The organism is uncultured Ellagibacter sp. (genome assembly GCF_934636505.1).
Classification (GTDB): Bacteria; Actinomycetota; Coriobacteriia; order Coriobacteriales; family Eggerthellaceae; genus Ellagibacter.
The window spans coordinates 1-10,174 of record NZ_CAKUAL010000068.1 but is presented as its reverse complement, the minus strand read 5'-3'; the positions used below and the strand labels follow the sequence as shown (position 1 = coordinate 10,174).

Annotated in this window: 7 protein-coding genes and 1 pseudogene; 1 reads left to right on the top strand and 7 read right to left on the bottom strand. The window is 60.2% G+C overall.

Features of this window, described 5'->3' with window-relative positions; genetic code table 11:
* Positions 1-90: 90 nt before the first annotated feature.
* Entirely contained in the window at positions 91-1,221 is a 1,131-nt protein-coding gene (locus tag Q0G18_RS07765) for a hypothetical protein (RefSeq protein WP_297151635.1), read from the top strand.
* A 159-nt stretch (positions 1,222-1,380) separates the two neighbouring features.
* Here the strand turns inward: Q0G18_RS07765 and Q0G18_RS09495 are convergent, their stop codons facing one another.
* The 7 genes and pseudogenes from Q0G18_RS09495 to Q0G18_RS07735 all read right to left on the bottom strand — a co-directional run.
* Positions 1,381-1,683, bottom strand: coding sequence for a helix-turn-helix transcriptional regulator (locus tag Q0G18_RS09495; RefSeq protein WP_366769250.1), 303 nt, complete (start codon positions 1,681-1,683; stop codon positions 1,381-1,383).
* A 134-nt stretch (positions 1,684-1,817) separates the two neighbouring features.
* On the bottom strand, positions 1,818-3,605 hold the full coding sequence (locus Q0G18_RS07760) for an ABC transporter ATP-binding protein (RefSeq protein WP_297151632.1): 1,788 nt from the start codon (positions 3,603-3,605) through the stop codon (positions 1,818-1,820).
* A 5-nt stretch (positions 3,606-3,610) separates the two neighbouring features.
* Positions 3,611-4,486 (bottom strand): DegV family protein, encoded by an 876-nt coding sequence (locus tag Q0G18_RS07755; protein ID WP_297151629.1) that lies wholly within the window; start codon positions 4,484-4,486, stop codon positions 3,611-3,613.
* 191 nt (positions 4,487-4,677) lie between these two features.
* On the bottom strand, positions 4,678-5,967 hold the full coding sequence (gene dinB / locus Q0G18_RS07750; protein ID WP_297151625.1) for a DNA polymerase IV: 1,290 nt from the start codon (positions 5,965-5,967) through the stop codon (positions 4,678-4,680).
* Positions 5,968-5,974: 7 nt separating this feature from the next.
* A complete protein-coding gene (locus Q0G18_RS07745) occupies positions 5,975-6,793 on the bottom strand; it encodes a type III pantothenate kinase (protein WP_297151623.1) in 819 nt (272 codons plus the stop codon).
* A gap of 81 nt (positions 6,794-6,874) precedes the next feature.
* Positions 6,875-9,559, bottom strand: a complete 2,685-nt coding sequence (locus tag Q0G18_RS07740) for an NTP transferase domain-containing protein (RefSeq protein ID WP_297151620.1) — start codon at positions 9,557-9,559, stop codon at positions 6,875-6,877.
* A gap of 289 nt (positions 9,560-9,848) precedes the next feature.
* A pseudogene (locus tag Q0G18_RS07735) lies at positions 9,849-10,174 on the bottom strand (glycosyl transferase); the annotation flags it as partial.

The window sequence follows — 10,174 nt, the reverse complement described above, 5'->3', positions numbered from 1 at the left end:
AAGATGCCCCGCGCATCGTAGGGTTGCCGCCCTAGCGCGAGGCTTCCAAAAGACCCTACCGAGTTAACGGAAGGCAAGGAGCAGTATATCATGCCGAGGAAGAAGAGGCGCCGCGCGTGGGGGTCGATTGACGTTGCGGTGCCCAACAAGAAGTACGTTCTCAGGTGGCACGAGAACACGCCTCAGGGACGCAAGAGGCGATGCGAGACGTTCTACGGAACCTACCGCGAAGCAGACTTGAGGCTCGCTCAGATTCGCGTTGAACGGGCAGCCGACAAGCCCATCCCGACAATCGGAGAAGCGTACAAGACGTGGTTTCTCCCAGAACTTGAGCGCCGCGTGTCCGACGGCGAAGCGTCCAAGAACACGCTGAGCCAGTACACGCACATTTGGAAGAAGGTCATCGAGCCTCGATGGTCTCGCGTTCCCGTCGACTCCACGAGGGCGCTCGACATCCAGGAATGGCTGCTCACCCTCTCCCGCGGCAACGCGAATCAGGCAATCCGCATCTTGAGGAAGATCATGGACGTGTGCGTGCGCTACGAGCTGGCCGAGTCGAACAAGTTCCGCGAGGTCTTCGACATGCCGAAGAAGCAGTCGAGAGAGCGAAGTAGAGACGTTTACACGCTGAGGGAAGCGGCGGACGTGTTCGGAACACTTCACGGCAAGGCGACCGAAGCGGCGTTCATCCTGTCGTGCTTCGGCTCGTGCCGCACGGGGGAGTCGCTTGGCGTCAAGGTGGCCGAGCTTGAGCGCAGGGAGACTGACGGGCTCGTTTTCGCGCTCGCCCCGATTGCGCGCCAAATGGAAAGGAAGGGAGACTTCCCGACCGACATGCTCAAGACCAAAAGCAGCAAGCGCACGATCATCGTCCCTCCCCCCTACTCGCTCCGCTTGCTGGAGATCGCCGACGAAAGACGAGCGGAAAACATCGAGTGGATGACGCACCGCGGCGACGGACTGCCCATGACAACGAGGCAGCTGAGACACGAGTGGAATACCGAAAACGAAAAGAGCATCCCGTTCGCCAATTGCCGCAACTCCTGGAGGACGTTCGCCGAATTCGAATGGAACGTAGACGCGACAACGCTCGAGCTTCTCATGGGTCACAAGCTTCCAGGTGTGTCGGGAAGCCATTACCTAAGGCCGACAATCGACCAATTGTATGAGACGTTTTCGTCCCAGTACGCAGAGTACTTTCTCGGACTTAGGCAAAGTTAGGCAAAACTTTAGTAAAACCCCAGGTCAGAGCGTTTTGTTTATACCACAAGAGTATAAGCCAAGAAGAAGGCTCGGTAATTGGCACAGCGCACGGTTTCCCAAAATCACGATAGACGGCAGGGAAAAGTTGATTCGCAAGTTCATCCGAACACGCAAGTTTCATTCTCGTACGTAGTCTGCAGAGTTCGCGTCATCGCGGCAACGCACAGGCTGTGGCGTGAGCAGACAGAGGGGGTCCACGCCAAGAGCCACCGCGAAACGCTCAAGGTATTCAAGCGTCGGGTTCGCCTCCCCGCGCTCGACTTTGTCGAGGTAAGGGCGCCCCACCCCGCAACGTTTGGCGAAATCCACCTTCGTGATCAGCGAGGCCACACGAAGGCGACGAACGTTGGCGCCGAACACCGCACCGAGGGCAGGCGAAGGCTTTCGCTTAAGAACGCTACATCTGTCTGTCTCTCCCATATTCATAGATTCCACACTATAAGGAACCGCACAGGTAAAAAGGGCGCAGCATTACCGCTCGACCGCTCAGCCATGAAATCCAAACAGGATACTAAGTTTTGCGCAATATCGGAGAAAGCGTCCGAGGGACAACATTATTCCAGGTAGGCACCCGTTTGACGCTCCCACAAGTTGGCGTATTCCCCGCCTTGGGCCACAAGTTCGGAATGCGGGCCATCCTCCACAATGCGCCCATCATCCAGAACGACGATGCGATCGAGGCTTGCCACCGTCGATAAGCGATGTGCCACCACGATGCACGTTCGCCCGCGCATGAGCGTCGAGAGCGCGTCCTGGACGAGCTGCTCGCTCTCGGAGTCGAGCGCGCTTGTGGCCTCATCGAGCACGAGCACGAGACAATCGGCCAAAAGGGCGCGCGCAATCGACACGCGCTGGCGCTGCCCGCCCGACAGCTTCACCCCTCGCTCGCCGGTTATCGTGTCGAAGCCCTCAGGCAGCCGTTCGATGAACTCGAGAGCGTTCGCAAACCGCGCCGCCTCGCGGATTTCCTCCTCCGTAGCATCGGGACGACCGTAGGCGATGTTTTCGGCAATCGTGCGGTGGAACAGTAGCGACTCCTGGGGCACATAGGCGATTTGACGGCGAAGCGATTGCTGCGTACAGCGGGCGATGTCCTGCCCATCCACAAGAATGCTCCCCTCCTGGATATCGGAAAGGCGCAGCAAAAGCTTCGTCAAGGTGGTCTTGCCCGCCCCGCTCATACCGACGAGGCCAACGCGCTCACCTGGGGCGATATGCAAGTTGAAATCCTCAAACACGCGCGTTGTCGCCGAACCGTCGGTATACCAGAACCCGATATCGCGAAAGTCGATTTCCCCGTTGCTCACCCGCAGATCGGGAGCGCCAGGAAGATCGGCCACAAGCCGCGGTTCGTCGAGCACCTGCGTCATCCCGCTCGCATCGCCGAACGCGCGGTTCATCTTCTGCAAACCGTTGTTGATGAAGTTGAACTGGTTCGTCACCGTGTAGGTGTAGGTGAACATGAGCACGAGCGTGCCGGGCGTAATGCCGTACCAGGCATTTCCCCCGATGATGAAGACGGTGACCGCACTCATGATGACGACGGCGATGCATGCGGTAACGATACCGCGCGCGAGCGATGCGCGCATGCGCCGGTTGTCGCGCTCGACGACGCAGCGGTTCGCCTCGTCGAAAAGCGCGCGCTCGTAATCCTCGCGTCCGTAGGTCTTCACGGCAAGGATGTTCGCGACCGAGTCGGACAGCTCACCCGACAGCTGGTTTTGCGCGCTCGCTGCCTTCTCGTTGAGCCCGAGAATCCGCTTGTACATATAGTATGACACATATGCGTATATCGCGAGCAGCACCATCAGGACGGCAACGTAAACGGGCACGCGCGGAATTAGCACAGCGCAGGTAAACACGACCGAGCAAAGCACCGGCAAAAAGGGAAACGACAGCGTCTCCAACAGAAGCTGATAGGCGCTCATGAACTTCGACGTCTGGCTCACGAGCGTTCCGCCAAAGCGGTTCGAATGGAATGACATCGACTGGTTGCACAGCGCGTCGAAGCTCATCGTGGCAAGGTCGTAGGACGCTGCGATTTGCAAGCGGTACATGCAATAGTCCTGCAGCTTACTCGCCGCTTGGCCGAACACGTTCACAGCGACGAGCGCAAGCGCGAAGGGGCCGAACGTGGAAAACACCTCGTCGGCGGCAACGGGGTTTGCGCTCACCTGGTCGACCACCATGGACATGAGATAAGGGTTCGCATACGAGAGCAGGGCCACATAGGCAAGCGTCGAGGCGACAAGTCCCGCGAACAGGCCGAAGTGAGCTCGCGTGACTTGCCAGTAGTAATGGAGCGTGCGACGGGTGGTCGCAGGCATTGCAGGGGCGGACATAATCGCTAATTGCGGCTTTCCGCCATATAGAACAGGGCCATCGTGCCGGGACCGGAGTGGGCTCCAATGACCGGGTCGACGTAGTTGATGACGACGTCGCGCACGCCGAAGCGCTCGCGCACTTTGTTGGCAACGTATTCGGCATCCTCAAGGCAGTCGCCGTGCGTGATGAAGACCATCTGGTCGGCAACGGGCGGAATGGCGGATTTTTCCATGTGATCGACGAGCGCGTTCAGGGATTTCTTGCGACCGCGAACCTTCTCCATGGGAATGAGATGGCCTTCATCGTCAACGTGCAAGACGGGCTTGATATTCAAAAGCGTGCCCGCCCAGGCGCTCGTCTTCGAAACGCGCCCGCCGCGCCACAGGAACATAAGGTCGTCGACGGTGAACCAGTGCGCCAGGTTGAGCTTATGCTGCTCCACCCAGTCGCGAAGCTCCTCGATCGAGAGGCCCTCGCGCGCCTTCTGCGCGGCATGCCACACGAGCAGGCCCTCGCCGCCCGACGCGGCAAGCGTGTCGACGCAGAAGATCTTGCGATCGGGGAATTCGGCGGCAAGCTGGTTGCACAGAAGCGAGATCGCCTCGTACGTGCCCGAAAGGCCACTCGAGAATCCCAGGTAAAGGACGTCTTTGCCCGCTTCCAGAAGGCCACGCAAAAGCGCCTCGGAATCGGCCAGATTAGGAAGCGAAGTCGTGATGACCTTGCCCTCGCGCATCATCGTATAGAACTGCTGCAAGTCGGTGACCTGGCCTTTAAGGTAGCTTTGGCGCTGTTCGCCATCGACCATGAACGTCAGCGGAAGCACGTGGAGACCGAACTCGTCGATCATTTCCTCTTTCAGGTTGCAGCTTGAGTCGGTGACGATCTCGAAATCCATGGCTATCCTTTCTTGACAAGACTCGCGCAAGCACCCCGAAGCGCGGGTCGTTTTCCTCTAAGGAGAAGTATACGGCATTGTGGTGAAAAGCGGGGAATATGCCGCGGACGTCGCGACACAGCTGCGTACGCCCGCCGCAGACGCGCGCGCTAGACGCCGGTGCAGACGCCCGCGCAGCACAGCCGCTGAGCCTACTTGTAATCGTCAGGGTTCTTAGCACCCGTTCCCGTCGTGTTCCCCGCGTTGCGCAGCTCGTGTCCGAACCGCACGGCGCCTTCCCCGAAGCGGTCACGCAAAGCATCGGTGGCGTCGAGCAGGCCGCGGCGCTTCGCGTCGTCGGCGATTACGGGCTCCGCATCAAGCGTCGAAGGCGCCTCGCGCGCGACGTCGAACAGCGCATCCTGCACGAACTCATCCTCGCGAAACCCGCTCATCCCCACGCCGAGGAGACGAATGGGAATCCCCTCGCGCCATATCTCATCGACCATGTGGTAGAGCAGCGGGGTGAAGGCGAGCTCGTCGTCGCTCGGGGCGGGAAGGCGTTTCTGGACCGAGCGCACGGAGCGGTCGCCGAAGCGCAGCTTGAGAGAGAGCGTGCGGCCTGCGAGTCCCTTCTTGCGAAGGCGGCGGCCTACCTTCGCCGCCATCGTGGCGATTGCCGCCTCCACATCGACGCGCGATGTGAGGTCTTTCGCGAATGTCATCTCGTTCGATACCGACTTCGCGGCCTCCCCCTCCTCGACGGGCGTCATGTCGCCGCCCTGCGCACGGGTTCGCATCACAATCGCATTCTTCCCGAAGATGCGGCGCAAAAGCGACTCGTCCGCGCAGGCCAGGTCCCCCAACGTGCGCACACCATGGCTCACAAGCTCACGCTCGGCGACAGCGCCCACGCCGCTCATCTTCCGCACGGGCAAAGGCGCGAGAAATCCCTGCTCACTTCCCGGGTAAACGACAGTGAGCCCACGCGGCTTGTCCATGTCGGAGGCGATTTTCGCGATCGTCTTCGACGTGCCCACGCCCACCGAGCAGGTAACGCCGAGCGCCTCGACGCGCGATTGGATGCGCTCAGCGATGCGCACAGGATGCTCCGTGTTCACCTTGGTGGGAGAGACGTCCACGAACGCCTCATCGATGCTCACCTGCTGCACGAGCGGGGTCTCGTCCCGCAGGATGCCCATGATGGCTTCCGACATCTCGCGATAGCGATCGAAGTGCCCGTGCGTCCAGATGGCGTCGGGGCACAGCCGCCGTGCAACCGATGCGGGCTGGGCACTGTGGACACCGAAGGCGCGCGCTTCGTAGGATGCCGTCGAGACGACCCCGTGCTTGTCGGCGTCGCCACCGACGATGACAGGCTTTCCACGCCAGCCAGGATGGTCGAGCTGCTCGACGGACGCGAAGAAGGCGTCGAGATCGACGAGCAGGATCGCCGGGCCCTCCCACGGCTGCAGGAGCGATTCGGCAAGAGCATTCGACATAAGGATCCTACCTGCGCCGGTTCAATCGTTCGAGCATGCCGAGTCCGAGAAGCGTCAAGTCGGGCTCGACCTGCGCCTCGTGCGAGCACAGGGCGGCAAGCGCCGAAGCATCGTCGCCCGACATGACGACGCCGCCGGAACATCCCATCTCCCGCCAAATCATATCGATGAGGCCGTCGATGCGCGCGACCTCGCCCATAACCGCGCCCGACTGAATAGCAGCGCGGGTGTTGGTTCCGACGATAGAAGCCGGCGCTTTCATCTCAACCATGGACAACCTCGCTGCCGCGGAAGAGAGTGCCGAAAGGGAAAGGCGCAGGCCAGGCGCGATGATGCCGCCTGCAAACGCGCCGTCCTCGTCGAGGACCTCGAAGTTCGTCGTCGTCCCGAAGTCGACAACGATAAGCGGAAAGCCGAAGAGTTCCTTCGCAGCGACCATGTCGGCGATGCGGTCGGAGCCGACCTCGCCCGGATCGTCGAAACGCATCTTGAGTCCCGTTTTCAGGCCAGGCCCCACGACAAGCGGGCGCGATGAGCTCACCGCATGAGCGGCCTGCACCCAAGCATCGGTAATTGAAGGAACGACCGACGACACGATGGCGCGCTCGATTGAAACCTCATGCGAGGGACTTGAGAGCCCTCGGATGAGGAAGAACTCGCGCAGCATGGCATGGGCCTCGTCGACCGTGATGACGGAATGCGTCGTCGCGCACCAGGTCGAGGCGAGCTCATCGCCCTCGAACAGCCCGAAGCGCGTAAGGGTGTTCCCCACGTCAATTGCAAGCACGAAGGCCGAGCGGACAGGAGCCTTTTTTGATTGAGACATGATGCGATGGCCCCTTTCCCTAAAAGCTGAGCGCAACGGCTATGCGCGGTTCGTTTTACTTGAGTTCCCCGATTATAGCCGCTAGGCGTCCTTGTGACGCACGACGTATGCGGGATCGATGCGGCGCAGGTCGTCGAAATCGTCGATCTCCAGGATATCGTCGGGGCTGCAGCGGCGCACGTGCACGGAGTATTCCTCAGGTCGGCGCACGATCGCCACGTCGTCCCAGAAAATCTGCCGGGCGTCATCGCGCTCGAACACCTCGGGGATGTCGCGCGCAAGCCGCGCTCCATCAGCCGCGCTCCAATACGACAAGCCGACCATCTGCCAGCATGGGGCATCCTTGCCCTTCGCCAAAGTCTCGATGACGCCCTCGCCGTCGGCGTCGAAATACCAGTCGTCGGTTCTCTCGACGGGAAATCCCAGGTAGTTCGATTGATACTGATACCTGCTCACCAATGTCGGGTTCGTGAGGAACAAATCGCTCTCGAAGACGTAGGCGCGCTCGAAATGACCGCATGCAGCCACCGCCGACGAAATGTTGTTCGTCTGGTCGAACAGCGAGTTGTCGATGAAGTGCAAGTTAGGATACTTACTGAGAAGCTGATCGAACTCCTCTGCCAGATACCCGCGCACGATATAGATCTCGTCGATCCCCGCGGCCATGATCGCGTCGATCAGACGATCGATGATGCGCACCCCATGGACACGCGCAAGCGGTTTGGGGGTGTTCACCGTGACGGGAAGAAGCCTGCTGCCGAAGCCCGCGGCCAAAAGCACGGCCCGCTTCGCGCGATACGGCTCGAGCGCCGCAAGGCCACGTGGGGTCACAACGCCGTCCGCAAGCAGCCCCTCCTCGCAAAGACGGGCGCATGCGGCATCGCGGGAAGCGTCGTCGATGGACTCGGGGTGCACGGTATTGCGCGTCTTTGCCTCGGCCTGGGCAAGCACGACAAACTCCTCGTAGGAAAGCGCACCGGCGCCCGACGTCGGCATCCCGACCGCCTCCGCTATGGAAAGCGCAGCCTCCGCGTAGTCTTTTGCCGATCGGTACCAGACGTAGAACCACTCCCCCACCGGCGCGCCCTTGAGCTCGCGGTGCATGGCCCACACATACCAATACCAGCCGACAATCGCCGTGCAGGCAATCAGATGGAACACCTCGTCTGTGGTGGCCTCGCGCCCGAAGTACAGAGGGACGGCTTGCTTCGCGCGCTCGACGCTGTAGCCTGACCCCTGCGCAACGAAATTGCCGAAATCGCAGCCGTAGTCGCCCATCGCAGCATATTCCCAATCGATGAGGCACAGCTCGTCGCCGTGCACGAGGATGTTCGGGCCGTAAAAGTCGTTATGGCACAGAACTGGCGCTCCAGATCCTGCGCGAACGAGCGGGACGAGCCGCTCGATTTTCCCCTTGACTTCGGAAAAGTCCGCAGGGAACGACCAGTCCTCCGCCGCAAGCAGCGACTCAATCTTGCACGCCTCGTCGTAAAAGTCGAACGACCAGGGGGAATCTGCGCCGCTCTCGTGCAAGCGCCGCACGAGGCTCAAAGCACGTCCGACATGCTCGTCGTTGCCGTAGTCAAACGGCACGCAATCGGGAACATAACGGGAAATCTTCCACCCAAGCTCGGGGTCCTCATAGACAAACGAGGAGTCAAGTCCGAGGTCAGAGGCAATCTTGAGCGCGTAGGTCTCGGCTTGGCGGTTGATGATCTCATCGGTGCCGGCGCCAGGATGGCGATACACGAACGCCTCGCCGCGGCATTCGAAGTAGAACGAGAGGTTCGTAAGCCCCTTCTTAATCGGCTTCACGTTCGAAATATCGCCGCGCTGGCAGTTGAGCGTCGCGCAGATGTTGTCGAGCACGTTCGAGGCCACGTTCTCGATGAACAGCGGGTCGAAGTCCTGTAGCTGATAGAGGGAGTCGAACTCGCGGATCTGGCCCTTCTCGTAGGGGCGCATGTACATGCGAAGCTCGTCTGCGTGCTCGAGGAAGATGTCGTCCCACAGCTTGCCAACCGTCTCGGTGAGATGGTACTCCTGGGACAGGAATCGCATGAAGTCGCAGGTGAAGTCACGGGTCCAGTAGGCGTGCCCCATGATAACCCACGAATGCGACCCGCCGACGACAGCACCCGTGATGCGCTTGTCGCGACCCTTCGTCTGAAGGCAGTACTCGTCGGTTTTGCCCTCCTCGAATACCGCCGCATAATACGAGTCGTAGACATAGCGCTCGAAGGGGTTGCGCACGAAATAGTTGTCCGACGAGCAGATATACGTATTGCCGATGATGTCGCGCACCTGGAACAACGTCGCGTGGTTGTTGCGCGTCGCGTAATCGGTGTTGACGACGATCTTCACACCGAAGAGATCTTCTAGATAGAAGAACTCCTCTTTCTTGAACCCAACGACTACCGTGATGTCGTCGATGCCCGCCTCCTTGAGCTGGCGGATTTGGCGCTCGATGAGGACCTCACCGCGAACTTTGAGCACGCCTTTCGGACATTCGTAAGAAAGCGGCGCCATGCGCGACGAGAGTCCCGCCGCCATGATGACGGCGTTGCGCACCTTATAAGGGGAAAGCTCGTCTTCGCCTTCCGCCGTAAGTGTCCCACCCTCGACGAGGCCGCGATCGCCAAGCGATTTAACAACCGCGTTCACTGCACCGAGTGACATGCCGCACTCCGAGGCGATCGCGCGCTGCGAGGCCGCAGGCGTCTTCTTCAAAGCGAGCATCACATCGAATTCCGAGCGGGAAAGCATAGGGGGTGTCCTTCCAAACTATATGCAAAAGCGCAAGACAACCCAAAGCCCCGCGCTGAGAACATGAATTTTGACCTCAGATCAGGATACGGGAAGTGTTCAGCTATATCAAGCAAAGGTAATGATTTGAACACGAAAGCGTAAATACAAAGTGCGAGAGGGCTGCGAAACGCGGCGTGAACACGATGGGGAGCGGGGTCCGAAGACGCAGAAAAGCCGCCCGAAGGCGGCTTTCTCAGGCTATACCAGCAGAAACCAAACACCAACTCACAGGCAACTCGCAGGCGCGTTAGTTGAACTTGAACACCTTTTGCGCGAGATGATACCCGGAGATGCCGAGCGAACGACCGAGCTCGCCGGGCAGGTTCGTTCCCACATTGAGCACGCTGCGGCGAACCGCACCGTACGCACCCGGATTCTTCTCCTTCAAGTATTCCCAGATGGCGTGGCGTTTCTCGTCTGCCTCGAGCGTTCCGATCATGCGGCAGAAGATAGAGCAGATGCACATCATCATGGACAGGTAGTTCAACATATAGCGGCGAAGCTTCGGCTCCACGACATCGTCGGGCAGCTGCACCGCGTCGATCATGAAGCGCGTGATGCGAAGCTGTTGGT

Coding starts and splice junctions, on each gene's coding strand:
- Q0G18_RS07760 (WP_297151632.1), bottom strand. CDS start 3,605: ATGTCCGCCCCTGCAATGCCTGCGACCACCCGTCGCACGCTCCATTAC.
- Q0G18_RS07745 (WP_297151623.1), bottom strand. CDS start 6,793: ATGTCTCAATCAAAAAAGGCTCCTGTCCGCTCGGCCTTCGTGCTTGCA.
- Q0G18_RS07740 (WP_297151620.1), bottom strand. CDS start 9,559: ATGCTTTCCCGCTCGGAATTCGATGTGATGCTCGCTTTGAAGAAGACG.
- Q0G18_RS07765 (WP_297151635.1), top strand. CDS start 91: ATGCCGAGGAAGAAGAGGCGCCGCGCGTGGGGGTCGATTGACGTTGCG.
- dinB (WP_297151625.1), bottom strand. CDS start 5,967: ATGTCGAATGCTCTTGCCGAATCGCTCCTGCAGCCGTGGGAGGGCCCG.
- Q0G18_RS09495 (WP_366769250.1), bottom strand. CDS start 1,683: ATGGGAGAGACAGACAGATGTAGCGTTCTTAAGCGAAAGCCTTCGCCT.
- Q0G18_RS07755 (WP_297151629.1), bottom strand. CDS start 4,486: ATGGATTTCGAGATCGTCACCGACTCAAGCTGCAACCTGAAAGAGGAA.